18 protein-coding genes and 1 pseudogene are annotated in these 18,970 nt (G+C 70.9%); 13 read left to right on the top strand and 6 right to left on the bottom strand.

Translation table 11 applies throughout. From position 1 onward, the window contains the following. The first annotated feature begins 26 nt into the window (after window positions 1-26). Window positions 27-1,007, top strand: coding sequence for an SDR family NAD(P)-dependent oxidoreductase (locus DSC45_RS03830; protein ID WP_119287095.1), 981 nt, complete (start codon window positions 27-29; stop codon window positions 1,005-1,007). 105 nt (window positions 1,008-1,112) lie between these two features. Continuing rightward, entirely contained in the window at window positions 1,113-1,760 is a 648-nt protein-coding gene (locus DSC45_RS03825; RefSeq protein ID WP_162929118.1) for a TetR/AcrR family transcriptional regulator, read from the top strand. 239 nt (window positions 1,761-1,999) lie between these two features. Here DSC45_RS03825 and DSC45_RS03820 read toward each other — a convergent pair whose 3' ends face one another. Next, window positions 2,000-3,613, bottom strand: coding sequence for an MFS transporter (locus tag DSC45_RS03820; protein ID WP_119287091.1), 1,614 nt, complete (start codon window positions 3,611-3,613; stop codon window positions 2,000-2,002). 343 nt (window positions 3,614-3,956) lie between these two features. Between DSC45_RS03820 and DSC45_RS03815 the strand changes: the two genes are divergently transcribed. The 4 genes from DSC45_RS03815 (at window position 3,957) to DSC45_RS03805 (ending at window position 5,655) form a co-directional block, all read left to right on the top strand. Next, window positions 3,957-4,139 (top strand): hypothetical protein, encoded by a 183-nt coding sequence (locus DSC45_RS03815; RefSeq protein WP_119287089.1) that lies wholly within the window; start codon window positions 3,957-3,959, stop codon window positions 4,137-4,139. 196 nt (window positions 4,140-4,335) lie between these two features. Next, window positions 4,336-4,758, top strand: a complete 423-nt coding sequence (panD, locus tag DSC45_RS03810; protein ID WP_119287088.1) for an aspartate 1-decarboxylase — start codon at window positions 4,336-4,338, stop codon at window positions 4,756-4,758. Between the two features lie 215 nt (window positions 4,759-4,973). Beyond that, entirely contained in the window at window positions 4,974-5,120 is a 147-nt protein-coding gene (locus DSC45_RS35625; protein ID WP_162929117.1) for a hypothetical protein, read from the top strand. Between the two features lie 97 nt (window positions 5,121-5,217). Further along, window positions 5,218-5,655: a nitroreductase family deazaflavin-dependent oxidoreductase gene (locus DSC45_RS03805; RefSeq protein WP_119287086.1), complete on the top strand. Its 438-nt coding sequence runs from the start codon at window positions 5,218-5,220 to the stop codon at window positions 5,653-5,655. A gap of 52 nt (window positions 5,656-5,707) precedes the next feature. On the opposite strand, the gene sigJ is transcribed toward DSC45_RS03805, so the two are convergent. After that, complete coding sequence (gene sigJ, locus DSC45_RS03800; protein WP_119287085.1) at window positions 5,708-6,640, bottom strand: RNA polymerase sigma factor SigJ; 933 nt, start codon at window positions 6,638-6,640, stop codon at window positions 5,708-5,710. A 742-nt stretch (window positions 6,641-7,382) separates the two neighbouring features. Between sigJ and DSC45_RS03790 the strand changes: the two genes are divergently transcribed. Both DSC45_RS03790 and DSC45_RS03785 read left to right on the top strand, forming a co-directional pair. After that, the gene (locus DSC45_RS03790; protein ID WP_119287083.1) at window positions 7,383-8,357 is read left to right on the top strand and encodes an acetylxylan esterase; all 975 of its coding nucleotides are present in this window, start codon (window positions 7,383-7,385) and stop codon (window positions 8,355-8,357) included. Between the two features lie 131 nt (window positions 8,358-8,488). Then, on the top strand, window positions 8,489-9,724 hold the full coding sequence (locus DSC45_RS03785) for a transglycosylase family protein (RefSeq protein ID WP_119287081.1): 1,236 nt from the start codon (window positions 8,489-8,491) through the stop codon (window positions 9,722-9,724). Window positions 9,725-9,796: 72 nt separating this feature from the next. Here DSC45_RS03785 and DSC45_RS03780 read toward each other — a convergent pair whose 3' ends face one another. After that, window positions 9,797-10,483, bottom strand: coding sequence for a TetR/AcrR family transcriptional regulator (locus tag DSC45_RS03780; protein ID WP_119287079.1), 687 nt, complete (start codon window positions 10,481-10,483; stop codon window positions 9,797-9,799). 50 nt (window positions 10,484-10,533) lie between these two features. Here DSC45_RS03780 and DSC45_RS03775 point away from each other — a divergent pair. Beyond that, window positions 10,534-11,003 (top strand): annotated as a pseudogene (locus tag DSC45_RS03775) (carboxymuconolactone decarboxylase family protein). Between the two features lie 62 nt (window positions 11,004-11,065). Here the strand turns inward: DSC45_RS03775 and DSC45_RS03770 are convergent. Beyond that, window positions 11,066-12,151: a DMT family transporter gene (locus DSC45_RS03770; RefSeq protein WP_205571237.1), complete on the bottom strand. Its 1,086-nt coding sequence runs from the start codon at window positions 12,149-12,151 to the stop codon at window positions 11,066-11,068. Window positions 12,152-12,498: 347 nt separating this feature from the next. On the opposite strand from DSC45_RS03770, the gene DSC45_RS03765 reads away from it, so the two are divergent. Beyond that, on the top strand, window positions 12,499-13,194 hold the full coding sequence (locus tag DSC45_RS03765) for a (2Fe-2S)-binding protein (protein WP_119287078.1): 696 nt from the start codon (window positions 12,499-12,501) through the stop codon (window positions 13,192-13,194). A gap of 67 nt (window positions 13,195-13,261) precedes the next feature. Here DSC45_RS03765 and DSC45_RS35620 read toward each other — a convergent pair whose 3' ends face one another. After that, on the bottom strand, window positions 13,262-13,498 hold the full coding sequence (locus DSC45_RS35620; RefSeq protein WP_162929116.1) for a hypothetical protein: 237 nt from the start codon (window positions 13,496-13,498) through the stop codon (window positions 13,262-13,264). Between the two features lie 425 nt (window positions 13,499-13,923). Between DSC45_RS35620 and DSC45_RS03760 the strand changes: the two genes are divergently transcribed. After that, entirely contained in the window at window positions 13,924-14,166 is a 243-nt protein-coding gene (locus DSC45_RS03760) for a hypothetical protein (protein ID WP_119287076.1), read from the top strand. Between the two features lie 187 nt (window positions 14,167-14,353). On the opposite strand, the gene DSC45_RS35615 is transcribed toward DSC45_RS03760, so the two are convergent. Beyond that, window positions 14,354-14,515, bottom strand: coding sequence for a hypothetical protein (locus DSC45_RS35615; protein WP_162929115.1), 162 nt, complete (start codon window positions 14,513-14,515; stop codon window positions 14,354-14,356). Between the two features lie 456 nt (window positions 14,516-14,971). On the opposite strand from DSC45_RS35615, the gene rph reads away from it, so the two are divergent. Beyond that, window positions 14,972-17,581: a rifamycin-inactivating phosphotransferase gene (gene rph, locus DSC45_RS03755; protein WP_119287075.1), complete on the top strand. Its 2,610-nt coding sequence runs from the start codon at window positions 14,972-14,974 to the stop codon at window positions 17,579-17,581. A gap of 141 nt (window positions 17,582-17,722) precedes the next feature. Beyond that, window positions 17,723-18,898: a glycogen synthase gene (gene glgA / locus DSC45_RS03750; RefSeq protein WP_119287073.1), complete on the top strand. Its 1,176-nt coding sequence runs from the start codon at window positions 17,723-17,725 to the stop codon at window positions 18,896-18,898. Window positions 18,899-18,970 lie beyond the last annotated feature (72 nt).

Raw genomic sequence — 18,970 nt, 5'->3', positions numbered from 1 at the left:
TCTGCCTAGTGCGTATAGTCACGGTCATGGCCGAGTCTGCCCTCATCTCCACGCCTTTCACCGCCACCAGCACTGCCGACGACGTACTGGTGGGCCACGACCTGACCGGCGTCCGCGCGATCGTGACGGGCGGCAACTCCGGAATCGGGTTCGAGACCGCCCGCGCGTTGACCGCGGCCGGGGCGCAGGTCACCCTCGCCGTCCGCAACACGGTCGCGGGCGACGAGTCCGCCACCGCCATCCAAGAGGCGACCGGCGGCCCCCGGCCGCGAGTCGCCCGCCTCGACCTGGCCGACCGGACGTCAGGGGAGAGCTTCGTCGCACAGTGGGCTGGCCCGCTACACCTCCTCGTCAACAACGCGGGCGTGGTCACCGGCGGCCTCGAACGAACCGGTGAGGGCTGGGAATGGCAGTTCGCGGCCAATCACCTCGGCGACTTCGCCCTCGCCGTCGGCCTGCGTGACGCCCTGGCCCTCGGCGCGGCCGATCGCGGCGAGGCCCGGATCGTCTCGGTGAGTTCCACGGCGCACATGCGTTCAGGCGTTGCCTTCGACGACCTTCACTTCCGGAACGGCACCTACGACCCGCAGATCGCCTACGCCCGGTCGAAAACGGCGAACTCCCTGTTCGCGGTCGAGGCCACCCGCCTGTGGGCATCGGAGGGGATCGTGGCGAACGCGGTGAACCCCGGGGGAGTCGCCACCGGGCTGCAACGCAACTTCACCTCGGAGCAGAAGCAGTCGCTCGACGCGGCCGAGGCCGCAGGCGTCTTCACGTACAAGACCGTTGCGCAGGGTGCCGCCACCAGCATGGTGGCCGCCGTCAGTCCGGCCTTCGCCCGTTCCGGCGGCCACTACCTGGACGACGCGCAGGAGGCATACACGGTGCCCGACGACGCCGAGCTCGCGGACCATCCCCACGGCGTCAAGGAATGGGCGCTCGACCCCGAGGCCGCCGAACGGCTCTGGAGGGTCTCGACCGAACTGCTGCGCGCCGAGTCCGCGTAGGGCCGCTCCTGGGCCTGTCCGGGCGTGATTCCCACGGACCTGGTGCGGACCCCGCGTGTCAGAATGAGGAGGCCCATTCTGCGTGCGAGTTCAGCGAGGTTATCGGTGTCCCAGCCCGTCGGCCGCGTACCGCAGCGACGTAACGCCCGGTCCAATCGGGCGCGCATTCTGGCCACCGCACGCCAGGAACTCGGGCGGAATCCCGACGTCACCCTGGAGGAACTCGCCCGCGCCTCGGGCGTCGTCAGGCGCACGCTGTTCGGGCACTTCCCCGGACGGCTGGCGCTCCTGGAGGCGCTGGCCGATGAGGCCGGCGAGGCTCTCCACGCGGCGGTTGCCGTCGCGGAGGAGGTGACGGAGCCGGCCGAACGGGCGCTCGCACACTTCGAGTTGTCGATGTGGCCGGTGGCCGACCGATACCGGATGCTCCTGGCACTGGCCCGGCGCGACCTGGGCACGGAGCGCGTCGCCGAGATCCTCGAACCCGCCCGCGTCGCCTCCACGGCCATCGTGGAACGGGGACAGCGGGAGGGCGCCTTCCACACCCACCTGCCGCCGGCGGTACTGAGTGCCGCCACGGAAGCCATGGCGCTTGCCCTGCTGGAGCAGCTCAACGTCGGGGCGTTGGAGGACGACGGGACGCGCACAGCCGTCGCCGTACTCATCGCCTGCGGCGTGCCGGAGAAGCAAGCGCGCACCGTGGTCGACGAGGTCAGTGCCGCGGCCGCGACGGAATCCGCTTCCGACGACTGAGCCGCGGTGCTGCCGTTGACTCCGCGGTGTGAACGGGCGGGTGCGAGGTCCCCGGGCCCCCTGCCGCCGCCGCACGCACAGAAGTAACCGCCCGCATCAGGTCCTTCGATGCGGGCGGTGGCGGGGGACGGTGCCGGGCGTCCCCTCCCGGCACCGTCCGGAGCCGTGCGCCGCTCAGGCACGACTCGTACGGGGGCGGAGGACGCCGAGACCGAGATCCCGCGCCCACCGGGTGCGACTCAGGTGGTTCCCACGGGCTCGGTCTCCGTCTGTGCCTGGTCCGCGTCTTGCCGGGCGGGCTTGCCGCCCCGTCTGCGGCCGGGCAGGACCGCGATGACGATCAGTGCGCCGGCGGCCATGATGATGCCGCCGAGCAGGCTGGTGTGCGCGATGGCGTGGGCGAAGGACTCGTTGACCGCGGAGATCAGTGCCTGGGCCTGCTGCGCTCCACCCTCGGGCGTCTTCGCGATCTGCTCGGCGACGGCCAGTCCGCCGCCCACCGAATCCTGCGCGGTACTCAGGGCCTCCGCCGGCAGGCGGTTCCCGACCGTGTCGCCCAACTCGTCCTTGTACGAGGTGGCGAGGAGCGAACCGAGGAGCGCGATGCCCAGCGAGCCGCCGAGCTCGAGCGCGGTGTCATTGGCGCCGCCGCCGACGCCCAGCTCCGACTCGGGGAAGCTGCCCATGATGGTGTCGGTCGCCGGGGCCACGCTGAGACCGATCGCGAAACCGAGCATCAGCAGCGGAGTCAGGAAGTCGGTGTACGTGGAGCCCGACTCGATCTGCGTGAGCAGCAGTACGCCTGCCGTGCCGATCACCATGCCGGCCCCCACCATCAGCCTCACGCCGAGCTTCGGGGCCATCCGCCCGGTCACCAGGGCGCCGACTCCGACGGCAGCGGCCAGCGGCAGCAGCCGCACTCCGGTCTGCAGCGGGCTGTAGCCGAGGACGAACTGCAGGAACTGCGTGGAGTAGTAGATCGAACCGAAGGTGCCGAAGAAGAAGAACAGCACCGCGAGCATCGATCCGCTGAACGGGCGCTCCCTGAACTTGCGCACGTTCAGCATGGGGTGCGGATGGCGCAACTCCCAGGCGACGAAGGCCAGCAGACCGACGGCGGCGACCACGGCGGCCGCGACGGGGCCGGATCCCCAGCCGAAGTGCGGGCCCTCGATGATCGCGTAGACGAGGGCGCCGACGGAGATGATGGAGAGCAGTCCGCCGATGTAGTCGATACGGCCCATGTGCTGCGCCTTCGACGGCGGCACGAGCATCAGTACGGCCACGACGCCGATGAGCGCGACGGGAACGTTCATCAGGAAGGTGGAGCCCCAGGCATGGCTCTTCAGCAGCCAGCCTGCGGCCAGCGGGCCGACGGCGATGGCGAGCCCAGAGGTCGCGCTCCAGGCCGTGATGGCCTTGCCGCGCTCCGACCTCGGGAACATGGCCACGAGCAGGGACAGGGTGGCCGGCATGACCACCGCGGCACCGATGCCCATGACCGCGCGGGCGGTGATCACGAGTCCGGCCTCGTCCACCAGGCTGCCCATCACCGAGCCGCCCGCGAAGATCAGCAGGCCCGCCACCAGTGCGCCCCGTCGGCTGTATTTGTCGCCGAGTGAGCCCAGGACCAGCATCAGTGCGGCGTACGGCACGGTGTAGCCGTCGATGACCCACTGCAGGTCACTGCTGGACAGACCCAGGTCCTTGGTCATGTCGGGCGCCGCCACGATCAGGGACGTGTTGGCCATGACCACGATCAGCAGGCTCAGGCACAGCGGGAGCAGGGCCCACCAGCGCCGTGCGTAGGGCGCGGTCATTCTCTCGGCGGGTGTCTTCACTACGAGCGGCATCGAAAAGCTCCTCGGCAGGAGGTGAAGCGGAGGCTCAAGGGGACGGTGCGGGCGGTGCGGTGGCCGGGTGCGGATGACTGCGGCCACCACTTAATTGCCCATCAATGTGCAGGCTAATTTATTGCCCGGGCATGTGCAAATACGGAACCTCTCGCCGCTCGACGGACGGGCGTGCGGTCGGTTCCGGAGTGGCGGCCGCTCCGGTAGTTGGTGGATATGCGCCATTGGATGCCATTTGCTCTACGGGGCGCGCATGACCTGCGGGTACTCCGGCTACGTTTGGGTAGAACACGGTCGCGGACCAGTGGGGCCGGGGAGTCCCAAGGATCAATGGGGGGTACTGATGATCTTCGTTATCGGCATGGTGGTTGCTTTCGCGGTGGCGATCGGAGCGTGCCTGGCCGTGGTGCGGCGCAGGGGCGGCTCCGGAGAACGCGGCGCGGCGGAGCGCGCAGCCGCCGAGCAGGGGCTCGCCCGCGGACTCGGCGGCACGAACGGCCCCGGGCAGCAGACGGGGCCGTTCTGAGGCGCTCCGCCCCGAGGCGCATGGAGGTCGTGGCGTGCGGCGCTGCGGGGTCGGCCGCAGAGTGCCACCGCTGGGCACCCAGGTCCCGAGACGCACGGGGGAGAGCTACTCGCTGACGCGGGGTCGCTGTACGCTCCTACGCGAGCCCTTGACCTGCAACAAGGCAGGCAGGGAGCTGACTTGTGGGAGTGACTCCATGCTGCGAACCATGTTCAAGTCCAAGATTCACCGGGCAACCGTCACCCAGGCCGATCTCCACTACGTAGGGTCCGTGACCGTCGACGCGGATCTGATGGACGCCGCCGATCTGCTGCCCGGCGAACTGGTCCACATCGTCGACATCACCAACGGTGCACGCCTCGAGACCTACGTGATCGAGGGCGAACGCGGCACCGGGGTGATCGGCATCAACGGTGCCGCGGCCCACCTCGTGCACCCCGGTGACCAGGTCATCCTGATCAGTTACGCGCAGGTCGCCGACGCCGAGGCGCGCACGCTGCGGCCGAGCGTCGTGCACGTTGACGCCGACAACCGGATCGTCGAGCTCAGCGCCGATGCCTCCGCCCCGGTTCCCGGGACGGACACGGAACGCAGCCCGCACGCGCGCGTGCCCGCGTGACTCACACACGCGCTACTGCCGCGCTGCGCGAGCAACCGGCCGCCCGGGCGGAGACCGGGGCCAGTGACTGACGGTCATCGCGATCAAGGACGACAGGGAAGCGGCAAGCTCGAGGCCCACGCCGAGGGCGGAGTCGTGGGCCGTGTCGAGTACTCCGAAACCCGATCGACACTTCGAACTCGACCGTCCCGACGCGCCTGGCTTCGGCGCACACTGTGGTCGAGTCCGCGCACGAGGAGAAGGTCATCCCCGGTTCGGGGGCTCGCGAGACGGGCGCGCTCGCCGGACGTGCGGGCGTCGTCGGGGTGCTGCTCCGCCCGTACGTCGTGCGGCAGTTCGGCGCCGATCCCGAACACCGCTGATCAGAGCGGGGCGTACGGGAACACCTGGCGCCCCGGCAGACGTTGGCGGGCTCAGGACCACGTCATCTCACCTACGCACACGTCGAAAGGGCAGCGCATGGCACAGGACGAGGACATCACCGTCAGCCCCGAGGGCTGGGTCGCCGAACAGGCCCGGCTCTACGAGGAGTCGGGCGGCACCAAGGGCACCACCGTGCAGGGCGCACCCTGCCTGCTGCTCGACTACCGGGGCCGTCGCACCGGCCAGTGGCGCCGCACGGTGCTCATCTACGGTCGCGACGGCGAGGACTACCTGATCGTCGCCTCCTACGGCGGCTCCGACCGGCACCCGCAGTGGTACCTCAATCTCCAGGCCGAGCCCGACGTACGGATCCAGGTCGGCCCCGAGCGCTTCGAGGCCCGCGCGTCGACCCTCTCGACCGAGGAGAAGGAGCGCGTCTGGCCCGGACTCGTCGAGCTCTTCGCCCCGTACGCGAGCTACCGCGAGAAGACGGACCGGGACATCCCCGTCGTCCGGATCAGCCGAAAGGCCTGAGCGGAGCGGGCCGGGGGCCGGTCGGGCCTGCCGGCCCGGACCGGCCCCCGGGTCAGCCGTCCTGCTCCACGCCGAGGTCCGGCAGACCGAGGTCCCGCAGCCGGGCGCGGTCCGCGATCAGGTTGATCTCCACCACCAGGCCGTCCCGGATCGTGAAGTCCATGACGGAGACCGGCTCGCCGTTCGGCGCGGTGACCAGCCCGGGAGCGCCGTTCACCAGAGCGAGCCGGGCGAACGGCGCCACCCGGCGGAACCGGACCGCCTGTCCCGCGACCTTCCCGGCGCCGCGCACCAGGTGGGACACCCCGCCTTCCAGGGCTCCCGCATCGACTCGCAGCACTACCTCCGGGTCGAGGACCGCGACGAGTGCGTCCAGGTCGCCGGCGCGCGAGGCCGCGAGGAACGCCTCCACCACCTGCCGCCTGCGCGTCGTGTCGCTCTGTGGCGCCGGTCCTTCGCGGCGCACCCGTCTGCGGGCCCGGCTGGCGAGTTGGCGGGTCGCGGCCGGGGTCCGGTCCACCACCGGCGCGATGGAGTCGAACGGTACGGCGAACAGATCGTGCAGCACGAACGCGATCCGCTCCGCCGGGGCGAGCCGGTCGAGCACGACGAGCAGCGCGAGGCCCACCGAGTCCGTCAGCACGGCCTCTTCCTCGGGAGCCGTCGCCGCGGTGACGACCGGGTCCGGCACATGGGTGTCCAAGGGCTCCTCGCGCCGAGCGGTGCGGGAGCGCAGCATGTCCAGACAGACCCGACTGACCACCGTGGTCAGCCACGCACTGACATCGCGCAGTGCGCCGTCACCGGTGCGCGCGAGGCGGATCCACGCCTCCTGCACGGCGTCCTCCGCCTCGCTCAGCGAACCGAGCATGCGGTAGGCGACGGAGCGCAGGCGTGGGCGGTCCTGCTCGAAGCGTGCGGCCAGCGCGTCCGCGTCGCGTTCCGCCTCGTGCTCGGTCTGCTCGGCCCTGTACGTGTCGGGCATGGCGCCCCTTCTGTGCTGCTGTGCCCTGCCTCGCACGGCGGTGGGCATCGTCCCAGGCGTACGGCGCGATCGCGCCGCACATCAGGTCGACGTACGGACCGGGTCCGGGTGTGACATCAAGGACCCGCGGCCGGCGCGGGCCGGACCCGGTCCCGGATCCGAGCCGTCACGCAAGAGTGCGTTCACCGGGCGCGGGCACCCGAGCCGGGAGACAGTGGGACGACACGGGCCGTGCGGCGGGGAGCGTGTACGGCGCACGGCCTCGGAGCATGGAGGAGCACCTCATGACCCATCCGATCCCCGACCCCGTACCGCCGGGTCCTGCACCGGAACCCGGGCCCGCCCCCGGGCCGCCGCCGGGCCCCGGTCCCGGCCCGGGCGATCCGACTCCCGGACCGGAGCCCGGTCCCGAACCCGGACGTCCGGGCGAGCCCGGTCCCGAGCGCCCGGGCCCCGAGCCGTTCCCCTCGCCCGTGCCGGGACCGGACCCCGCGCCTGTCCCGCAGCCACCGCCGTCCCCGGTCCCGCAGCCGCCGGGGCCCGACCCGGCGCCGGAACCGCAGCCGGGGCCGATGTCCTGAGCAGGGCCCGCGAGGTATCCGCAGGCGGCCGCGTGCCGCCTGCGGACGTGGCGAAACGGGACGGAACGGGACTCGAGCGGGAAACCCCCTGGGGCGGCACGAGCGAGATCTTTTAGGCTGAGCCGATATTTCCACCAGCGCGCCCGGGGAGTGTGCCAGCCATGGCTCTGTTCGACCTTCCGCTCGACGAACTGCAGGAGTACCGGCCCGACGTACCGGAGCCCGAGGACTTCGACGCCTTCTGGGAGAAGACCCTCGCCGAGGCCCGCGAGCACGACCTGGACGCGCGCTTCGAGCGGGTGGACATCCCGCTCGCCGGCGTCGACGTCTTCGACGTGACCTTCGCCGGCTTCGGCGGGCACCCCATCAAGGGCTGGCTGGTACTCCCGGCCGGTGCCCGCGAGCCGCTGCCCGCGGTGGTCGAGTACATCGGGTACGGCGGCGGCCGCGGACTGCCGCACATGCACCTGCTCTGGGCCACCGCCGGATACGCGCACTTCGTGATGGACACCCGCGGTCAGGGCAGCTCCAACGCCGCGCAGGGCGACACCGCCGACCCGGTCGGCAGCGCGCCGGCCACGTCCGGCTTCATGACGCGCGGCATCGAGGACCCGCACGAGTACTACTACCGCCGGCTGTACACGGACGCGGTCCGTGCGGTCGAGGCGGCACGCTCGCACCCGCTGGTCGACGCCTCCCGTGTCGCGGCGGTCGGCGGCAGCCAGGGCGGCGGCGTGACCATCGCCGTCGGCGGTCTGGTGCCCGACCTCGTGGCGATCGCCCCCGACGTGCCGTTCCTGTGCCACTTCCGGCGCTCGACCACACTCACCGACCGGATGCCCTACCGGGAGATCGGTATCTATCTCAAGGCCCGCCGGTCGGACCACGAGAACGTGTACCGCACGCTGTCCTACTTCGACGGCGTGAACTTCGCCGCCCGGGGCCGTGCTCCGGCCTTGTTCTCCGCGGCGCTCGAGGACCAGACCTGCCCGCCCTCGACGGTGTTCGCGGCCTTCAACGCGTATGCCGGACGCGAGCGTTCCATGGAGGTCTACTCCTTCAACGACCATGAAGGCGGCGGGCCGTATCAGGAGGACGTGAAGCTGCGCTGGCTGCCTCAGTACCTGCGGGGCTGACCCTCCTGACGGGCTGATCAAGCCAACTGTCGGCACAGGGGGCGGACTTGGCGCCACGCGCGCCCCCTTGTCATGGACTGTTCGGGACGATTAGCTTGGCGATTCCCGTCGCGCGCACTACAGGGGGAATCATGGCCTTACGCGGCCGTCACCGCCGTTATCAGCCCAGCAGGATCAACCGAGCCTCGCTCACCGTGACGGCGGGCGGGGCCGGTATGGCCCTGCCACTCCTCGGCAGTGGAGCCGCGCAAGCGGCCGACGTGGACACCTGGAACAAGGTCGCCGCCTGCGAGTCGACCAACAACTGGTCGATCAACACGGGTAACGGCTACTACGGCGGCCTGCAGTTCAAGCAGTCCACCTGGGAGGCCTACGGCGGCACGCGCTACGCGCCGCGAGCCGACCTGGCCTCCAAGGACCAGCAGATAGCCGTGGCCGAGAAGGTCCTCAAGGGCCAAGGCCCCGGTGCCTGGCCGGCCTGCTCGGTCCGCGCCGGACTGACCCGGGGCGGCGACGCGCCGGACATCAACCCCGGCGGTTCGAGCGGCAAGGACTCGGCGAAGCCCGCCGTACAGCCGCGCGACAAACCCGACGAGGAGCGCCGCGCCAAGCCGGAGACGACGCCGCAGTCGAACGCCGGCCGGGGCGGTATGTACACCGTGGTACGCGGCGACAGCCTGTCCACGATCGCCGATTCGGAGCGGGTCGACGGCGGCTGGAAGCAGCTCTACGCGGAGAACCGCAAGGTCATCGGCGGCGACCCCGACATGATCGTCCCGGGCCAGCGGCTGACGGTCGACGGCAAGGGCAAGCCCGCGGCGAAGCCCGAACGCGCCGCCGCGAAGCCGGCCCCCAAGCCGGAGTCGAAGCCCGAGTCCAAGCCGGAGTCGAAGCCGCAGTCCAAGCCGCAGTCCAAGCCGCAGGCCAAGCCCGACAAGGCGGAGCAGGCGAGCTCCCGCAGCAAGGGCATGTCGGCCCCGGTCGCGGCCGGCCCCAGTACGCCCTACCGCGCGTCCGGCGGGTCCTGGGCCAGCGGCTACCACACAGGTGTCGACTTCCCGGTGGCCACCGGGACTTCGGTCAAGGCGGTCGCGCAGGGCAAGGTCGTCTCGGCGGGCTGGAGCGGCAGCTACGGCTACGAGGTCGTCATCCGGCACACGGACGGCAAGTACAGCCAGTACGCGCACCTGTCCGCGCTCAACGTGAAGGCGGGCCAGAGCGTGGGTGCGGGTCAGCGCATCGCCCGCTCCGGCACCACGGGCAACAGCACCGGCCCGCACCTGCACTTCGAGATCCGCACGGGGCCCGGCTACGGCGCCGACGTCGACCCGTTGCGGTACCTGAGGGCCGGGGGAGTGCGCATCTAGGGGCTTCGAGGCCGACGGGTCATCGGCTCGCACGAATCGTCGGGCGTCCGGTCCCGAGAGACCGCCGGGCGCCTATGCCTCGGCGGTCTCGTCCTTCCCCGCCTTCCCCGCCGTCCCCGCCGTCCCCGCCTTCCCCGCCTTCCCCGCCGTCCCCGCCGTCCCCGCCTTCCCCGCCGTTCCCGACGGAGGCGTCCCGTGGATGCCGAGCAGGGTGTCCAGGACCGTGTCCGCGTAGGCCCGTGTGAGCGGCCGACCGCTGATCATCCGCCGGTACCACAGCGGCGCGACGAGGAGGTCCTCGACCAACAGCGGCTCCAGACTGGCCAGTTGTCCGTCCCGCGGGCCGGCGCCGATGCGCTCCTGGTTGCGGCCGGACAGCAGGTTGTCGATCTGTTCCTGCAGGATGGTGGCGAGTTCCGTGTCGTGCTGCGCGGTCCCGGCCACCCAAGCGACGACGTCGCCCAGCACCGGGTCGGTGAGCTCATCGACGACGCCGTGCAGCCAGCGGCGGAGATCGGCGACCAGGTCCCCCGTGTCGCCGATGGCGAAGTAGGGCTCGCCGAGGCGCTCGGTGAGCACGGCGAGGAACAGTTTCCCTTTCGAGGGCCACCAGCGGTACAGCGTCGGCTTGCCGACCCGCGCGCGCTGCGCGATCGCTTCCATGGTCACCGCTGAGTAGCCCCGTTCCGCGCACAGGTCGAGTGCAGCCTGAAGGATCGCGGCATGTGAGCGCGCGGAGCGGCCAGGCGAATTCGGCATGGAAGAAGCTACTTGAGAACGCAACGTTCCGTTCTGACGAGGAGGCGTCGATGGAAGCACGTCTGAACCCGCTCGTCAGCCGGGTCGCGGGCAAGGTCCTCAAGCACTTCATCGCTGCGAACAAGGCGCTGGAGGAGCCGACCGTGCCCTTCGCGACGCAGGAGTTGGTCAACTCCGGGCCAGTCAGATCAACGGCTGCGCAGGTTGCATCGACATGCACACCAAGGAGGCCGCGCACGCCGGAGAGACGTCGGTGCGGCCGAACCTGGCGGCCGCTTGGCGCGATGCCACCGTGTTCACCGAGGCCGAGCGGGCCGCTCTGGAACTCGCCGAAGAAGGCAGCCGCCTGGCCGACGCTGCCGGTGGCGTCCCGGACGAGGTCTGGGCGCGCGCCACCAAGCACTACGACGACAATCAATTCGCCGAGCTGGTGTGCGTGATCGCTTGCATCAACGCCTTCAACCGCTTGAACGCCATCACCTGCCAGCCGGCCGGCGACTATCGCGTCGGCCGGCACTGAGGGGCGCGTCGGGGCCCGTCGCCGGGTCGCCGAGGTGAACCGCTGTGTGCCTTGGCGTGTGCTCAGCCCCGGCCGCCGCCGGCGTGCGTGCACGGTCGGTGAGGGCCGCCGCCGGCCGGCTCGTCGTCGGGCGACAGGTGCTCGATGGCCGGGGCGTCCTGCAGTCCGGACGGGGGAGGCAGCGCGGGGAGCTGGGCCGTGAGTCCGTCGAACACCTCGGCTTCCGCGCGCCTGGCACCGGATTCCCGGCGCCCACCGCCCTGCGCGGGCACGGCATCGTCCCGTCGGGCCGGAGGGCCTTCGACGGCCGCCGGCTGGGTGCGGCCGATGCGCTCGGTGGTGAGCAGTATCAGGCCGCCTGCGGCGACCACTCCGCAGCCGAGCGCGATGGCCGTACCCGTCGACCCGTACCGGAACGACTCCTCGAAGAGGGTGATGCCGACCGCAGCGGCCACCACCGGGTTCACCACGGTGACCGTGGCCAGCGGCGCTGCGAGGCCCGCGCCGCGGTAGGACGCCTGGGAGAGCAGGAGCCCGGCCGAAGCGAGTACGCCGATCACGGCGAAGCTGGACAGCCGGGCCGACATCGTGTGGGCGCTCCAGTCCACCGCCACCGTCTTGGTGAAGACCGAGGCGATGCCGAAGGCGACACCGGCCGCGGTGGCCAGGAGCACACTGCGCACCACGGGATGCCGGTGCACGGCGTGCGCCAGCACCATCAGTACGGCCACCGCGGAGAAGGTGGTGACGGCGACGAGGATCCGCTCCCCGCCGTCGAGCGAACCGGTGTCGGCGGTGCCCGTGAGGGCGAGCAGTCCCGCAAGGCCCACCGTCGCCATGATCGCGCCGCGCCAGGCGGTCGTGCCTGCCCGCCGCCCCACGAACAGCGCCGCCAGCGGCAGCGCGAACACGATCGTCAGCGCACCGAGCGGCTGTACGAGACTGAGCGGACCGAACGCGAGAGCGGCGACGTGCAGGATGGCGCCGATGCCGTTGAGGCCCACGGCGATCCACCAGGACGGGCGGCGGACCGGGGCGTAGGAGTTTCCGGGGGTGGTCACGGCCACCCGCTCCTGCACGATCGCCCCCGCTGCGTAGGTCAGGGCGGAGACGAGGGACAGCAGCACAGACAGCGCCAGTGCGCTCATCGGGCCCTCCTCGCCAGGTCGTGCGGCATCGGGTCGGCTTCCATGGTCCTACCATGTCGCGCCCGACGCCTGCCGTCGTCGTCCTTGAGCAGGCACCTGCTCATACCGCCGACGTAGTACTCCGGGGACCGAGTAGTCCTGTGGATGGTCGACTTCCGGACCGGGCGGGTGAGTTCGGGCCGGTCGCGCTCGCCGGCCGACTCCGGCGGATGCGGTGAGGACCCCGTGCGCAGTGGACGGCGGGCCGGCCAACTCCTGTCTGTCGCGGGGTGGATGCACTGCGTGATCGGCGATGGGTGTCCGGGGACGGGGTGTCGAGATGTCGCGGGGACGGGGATCATGGCCGGGTGGATCTCGTACAGCTCGGCAACGTCGGTGGATTCTTCGCGCTGCGCACCGGAGCACCGCCCAGGGGCGCGCTACCGCTCGCGGAGGTCTACGCGGGGGAAGGCGCGGCCCTCGGTCACCGGGTCGGCAAGGTGGTGGCGCGGCTGAGGGCACCGGAGGTGCGGGTCGGGGTGTCCGTCGCGCAGCTCGGTCTGGCCGCCCGCCTGTGCTCGGTCGCCGTCGGCGGCGCCGCGCTCTTCTGCGCGGTACCCGACCTCGATCCGCGGCGACTGTACTGGGATCCGGACGGGACCAGCCCCGACGACCTGTGGATCGACCGCGTCGACCCGCTGCCCGTGGACCGGATCGCCGAGGTGCTGTGGGAGGGCCATCTCGCCCCTCTGTCGGCCGTGTTGACTCGCCACTATCGCATCGCCCCCGGCCTTCTGCGGGGCAACGCAGGCTCGGCACTCGCCGGTTCGGTGCGCGAGCTGGAGACCTGGGCCGGGAAGGCCGGCCGGCCGGAGGTGGCTGCCGGAGGCCGGGAGGCCGCAGAAGCGCTGCTCGTACATCCGGGCCTGCGGGCCGAGGGGCCACTGCCCGCGCCCGGCGCACGTCACCGGCGGCGTAGTTGCTGCCTCTACTACCGCTGCCCCGGCGGCGGACTCTGCGGTGACTGCTGCTTCGATGCGCCACCGCGGAGCCGGCAGAGGTGAGACGGAGTCCGCTACGGCGGCGTGAACTTCGGTCAGGCGCAAGGGAATTCGGCCGCCGACGGCGTATTCATCCTGGCGAATTCAACCCTGAGTGCCTGCTGCTCGGGAGCCTTCGGCGCACGAATTGATTGACGCCTTCCAGTGCGAGTGCGGCAACGGCGACCGTCACCAGTCGCGCCCAGTAGGGGAAGTGGAAAAACTCGCCGCAGATGAAGGAAACGGCGATACCGGCAAGGATAGTCACCCAGATGGGGAGTCTCTTCGCCTCGGTTTTCGCCGCTGCCGTTCGGGAGGAGGGGGTCATGCGGTTTCCTCGACGTTCGTTGGGAATCGAGCCGGCTCACTGGTGCATCGAGTGAGCTCTGCTGGTATGCCGGTCGTGCGGTAGCACGCACGCGTGGTGGAACAGAGAGCAGGGGAGGTGGGGGTCGGATTCGACGCCTGCGATGACCTGGGACGTCTTCATGCGATCCATGCGGCCGCCCCCACCATTGCTGGTCCTGACCGGGGGCGGCCGGGGTTGACTTTAACGCGGCTTGATCATCGCCCCCATGTCCCGGCAATGTGATCGTTCGCACTTTCCTGGCGCACAACCTTCACGCGGTAGCGCTCGTCTCTCGGGAGTACGTCGCCGGCCCGAATGCGCGGGTATGAAGCAGGCGCAGCACGGCAGTTGGGGCAAACCCCGAAGGGCGCGGCGCCGCAATATCGCCGAGAAAGGAATACCTGATGCGGAAGCAGGGGAACGAAGGGATACCCACCGCGGCACAGTGGTGGGGAGAGGTCGGTGTCTTTTCCCTGACCACCGTCGGCGTCGCGGTACTGGCCGCCGTCGTGCTGGGGGCGGCCGACGGGCGCCCGCCCGTGGTGGACCTCGGAGTGCTTCTCCCCGCCGGCGTGGTGGGACTCTGGGCGGCGCGCTCGTACCGCCGCACCTGCCTGGCGAACCGCCGGGCCGCGTCCGGGGACTAGGGCATGTCAGGAACGTCCTGCACCGCACTCACGGCACTCACGGCGCCCGGTACGCATTCTCGGCGCACCGCCCGATAGCCCGAGTACGTCCCGTACGAGGACTCCCGGCCGGAGTGCCGAGAGCACGCACCAAACACACACCGCGAGCACCGCACACGACTTTCCGGACACGTTTTCCGGACGCGCTCTAGAACAGCGTCGCCCCGCCGTCGTTCCCGCTCTCCTCGCCGACCGCGGGGACGTCGAGGGTGAGTTGCCCCGGGCACGGATCCGTCGGCCGTTCCCACGAGCCGTCGCACGAGGTCAGTTTCGCCCGCTGGCTCTCGGGTGGGTCGTGGCGCCAGATCATGCCGCCGACGACGGCGATGGACCGTTTGCATACGGGGCAGGGGCGGCGCGGCGAACGGCTCACTGGACACCCGCCCGCGGACTCTGCTGCGCGTCATGATCGCTTGTCATCACCACTCATGATGACGAACGCCCTCGCAAGGCGGGGACGTTCCCGCGTGGCGTTTCGGAAATCAGTGGCCGCGCCCGGGGGCGAGGCGGCGGATTCGGTCCGGGACATGCGAAAGGCAGGGAGACCTCTCCCTGCCACTCTCAACTTATAGCGCACCTAGGGGCTTGCGGCAAGGCCCCCGTGGTGCCGCACAATCGTCCGCCGAGTCCACAACCTGCGGAAACGAGGGCACGACGTGCGTGTGTTGGCGGCATACGGGGGCGCCATGGCGTCGAATCGGGAGGCGTCGGCCGTTGTAGGGGCCGGCGCTGTGCGACGGAGGACGACTGCCCCGGAGGTGGCGCGGTGAGCGAAGGTTACGTGTGGGACCTGCAGGAGATCGAGGCGACGCAGGTCGCGGCCGCGGGCGGCAAGGGCGCGCAGCTGGGCGCGCTGTCACGGATCGAAGGCATCCGGGTTCCGGGCGGCTTCTGCGTGACGACACAAGCCTTCGAACGGATCATGGCTGAAGCGCCGACGCTCGACGACCGGCTCGACGAGCTGTCGCGCCTGGCCCCGGACGACCGCGAGGGGATCCGTACGCTCAGCGCGCGGATCCGCCGCACCATCGAGGCGATCACCGTGCCGGACGATCTCGCGGCGGCGATCACCGGCGCGCTCGTCCGCCACGGCGAGCAGGCAGCCTATGCGGTGCGCTCCAGCGCGACCGCGGAGGATCTGCCGACCGCTTCCTCCGCCGGCCAGCAGGACACCTGTCTGAACGTCGTGGGGCCGCAGGCGATCCTGCGGCACATCAGCCGGTGCTGGGCCTCGCTGTTCACCGAGCGGGCCGTGACGTACCGCCGCCGGAGCGGTGTCGACGACCGTACGGTGCGGATGGCCGTCGTCGTGCAGGAGATGGTGCTGCCACAGGCGGCGGGGATCCTGTTCACGGCCGATCCCGTCTCGGGCGACCGGACCGTCGCCACCGTGGACGCCGGGTTCGGCCTCGGTGAGGCTCTGGTCTCCGGCCTGGTGAACCCGGACGTCTTCAGGGTCCGGCACGGCGAGGTCGTCGAGCGCACGATCGCCGCCAAACAGCGTGCCGTGCACGGCCTGCCGGACGGCGGCACCCAGGAAGTCGGAGTCGACCCGCAGCGCCAGGAGGAGCCCGCGCTGACGGACGAGGACGTCGTACGGCTCGTCGGGATCGGGAGGCGGATCGAGGAGCACTTCGGGCGCCCGCAGGACATCGAATGGTGTCTGGCGGACGACGAGTTCCAGATCGTGCAGAGCCGGCCGATCACCACGCTCTTTCCCGTACCCGAGACCGAGGACGGCGACGGCGACGAGGCGAAGCACTACTACGTCTCCGTCGGCCACCAGCAGATGATGACCGACCCCATGAAGCCCCTGGGCCTGTCCGTATGGCAGCTGACGGCCATGGCGCCCATGCACCACGCCGGCGGCCGGCTGTGGGTCGACGTCACCCGGCGGCTCGCGGAGCCCGCCGGCCGCGCCGCGCTCCTCGACCTCATGGGCCGCGGCGACCCACTGACCAAAGACGCCCTCGAGACCGTCCTCGAGCGCGACGGCCTCGCCCCTGCACCACCCGAAGAGATGCCTGGCGCACCGCAGTCCGGCGGCCGGCCCACCTCGATCGAGACGGATCCCGCGCTCGTCACCGAACTGATCGAACGTAACGAGGCCTCCGTCGCCGCCCTGGAACGCGACATCCGGACGAAGCGCGGACCGGCGTTGTTCGACTTCCTGCTCGAGGCCTTCGAGGAGCACAAGCGCGTACTGACCGATCCGCTGAGCTACCAGGCGATCATGGCGGGGATGGAGGCCGGCTGGTGGCTCAACGACCACCTCGCGGACTGGCTGGGCGAGAAGAGCGTCGCCGACACGCTCACGTTGTCCGCGCCCGACAACATCACGTCCCAGATGGGCCTGGCCCTGCTCGATGTCGCGGACGTCATCCGCCCGCACGCGGAAGTGGTGGCGTTCCTGCAGCGGGCGGAGGGCGACGACTTCCTCGACGACCTGGCGAGACTCCCGGGCGGGACCGAGGCGCGTGACGCCCTGGAGACCTACCTCGACCGGTACGGCATGCGCTGCGTCGGCGAGATCGACATCACCCGGCCCCGCTGGCGCGAGCGCCCCGCCACGCTCGTTCCCGTACTCCTCGACAACATCCGGAACTTCGGACCGGGCGCCGCCGAACGGCGCTTCGAGCAAGGGCGGCAGAAGGCGCAGCTGAAGGCGGCGGAGGTACTGGCACGCTTGCGCGCCCTGCCGGACGGGGAAGGGAAGGCGGCCGAGGCGGAGCGGATGATCGACCGGCTGCGGACCTTCGCCGGCTACCGGGAGTATCCGAAGTACGGCATCATCAGCCGCTACTTCGTCTACCGGAAGGCGCTGCTCGGGGAGGCTGAGCGCCTGGTGCGGGACGGTGTGCTGCGGGACGCGGAGGACATCCACTACCTCACGTTCCCGGAACTCCACGACGTGGTGCGCTCGCACCGGGTGGACGACGGGCTCGTCGAGGAGCGCAGGGACGCGTTCCGGTCGTACCTGGCACTCAGACCCCCGCGGGTCCTCACCTCGCACGGCGAGACGGTGACGGGGGCCTACCGGCGCGACAACGTGCCGGAGGGTGCCCTGGCCGGACTCCCGGTCTCCGCCGGGACCGTCGAGGGACGTGCCCGCGTCGTCCTCGACATGGCGGACGCCGACCTCGACGGGGACGACATCCTGGTCACCGCCCACACCGACCCCAGCTGGTCGCCCCTGTTCGTCGGGATCGCGGGTCTGGTGACGGAGGTGGGCGGCCTGATGACGCACGGCGCGGTGATCGCCCGGGAGTACGGCCTGCCGGCAGTGGTGGGCGTCGAGCAGGCGACACGGCGGATCAAGGACGGCCGGCGCATCCGGGTGCACGGCACCGACGGTTACGTGGAGCTCCTGTCCTGAGCAGCCGCACCGGGGCGCTCGAAGCGGCTGCTTCGGGCGCCCCGTCGGGCGGGGACTGGCGGGTCCCCCGCTCTTCCCCCGGAAGCGCTTCTGGGTGACCATGAGGGAGCTGCCGACGCCAGGCGGACGGGAGGGCCGAGAGTGAGAGTGGGCCTGCTCAGCCGTGAGTACCCGCCCGACGTCTATGGCGGCGCGGGAGTCCATGTGGAGTTCCTGGCAAGGGAGTTACGGTCGCTCGCCGATGTGACCGTGCACTGCTGGGGCGAGGGACGCGGCGACGGCGTCGTCCGGCACTCCGCCTGGAGCACCCTCGCCGATGCCAACGACGTGCTGCGGACGTTCTCCGTCGACCTGTCCATGGCCGCGGCCCTCGCCGGCCGTGACCTGGTCCACTCGCACACCTGGTACGCGAACCTCGCCGGCCACCTCGCCGCCCTGCTGCACGGCGTCCCGCACGTCGCCACCGCGCACTCGCTCGAACCGCTCCGGCCCTGGAAGGCCGAACAGCTCGGAGGCGGCTACGCCCTGTCCTCCTGGGCCGAACGCACCGCCCTGGAGGCAGCCGACGCGGTGATCGCCGTGTCCCACGGAATGCGTACGGACATCCTCGACTGCTACCCGGCGGTGGACCCCGCCCGCGTGCACGTGGTGCACAACGGCATCGACACCCGTCTCTACCGGCCCGACCCGGGCACCGGCACCCTCGCACGGCACGGCATCGACGCCGACCGCCCGTACCTCCTGTTCGTCGGCCGCATCACCCGCCAGAAAGGGGTGCCCCATCTACTGCGTGCGGCCCGGCACTTCGACCCGGCCCTCCAGCTGGTGCTGTGCGCCGGCGCCGCGGACACTCCCGAGACGGACGCCGAATTCCGGGCGCTGTATGCGGAGTTGAGTGAAAGTCGACGTGGCGTGCACTGGATCCCCGCCATGCTGCCGCGTGACGAGATCGTGCAACTCCTCAGCCACGCGGCGGCTTTCGTGTGCCCGTCGGTGTACGAACCTCTTGGCATCGTCAATCTGGAGGCCATGGCGTGCGGTGCCGCCGTGGTCGCGTCCGATGTCGGCGGCATTCCGGAGGTGGTCGAGCACGGCGTGACCGGATTGCTCGTGCCGTACGACGAGGCGGCCACGGACCACTTCGAGACCGGGCTCGCGGACGCGGTGAACCGGCTGGTCGCCGAACCGTCGACGGCGCGAGCGCTCGGCGAGGCCGGACGGGCCCGCGCAGTAAGGGAGTTCGGCTGGGACACAGTGGCCCGAGCCACCCACGCGATCTACCGGAGCCTGCTCGACAGGCGCCGGCCGGCGGCGTGACCCCGTGGACGGCCGTCACTCACCACCTGAAGCACAGCGCGGCCTGACCAGACATACGCATTCGGCAACGAC

Source organism: Streptomyces sp. YIM 130001 (assembly GCF_003574445.1).
In the GTDB taxonomy this organism is placed as follows: domain Bacteria; phylum Actinomycetota; class Actinomycetes; order Streptomycetales; family Streptomycetaceae; genus Streptomyces.
This window is presented reverse-complemented; position numbering and strand designations above follow the sequence as displayed.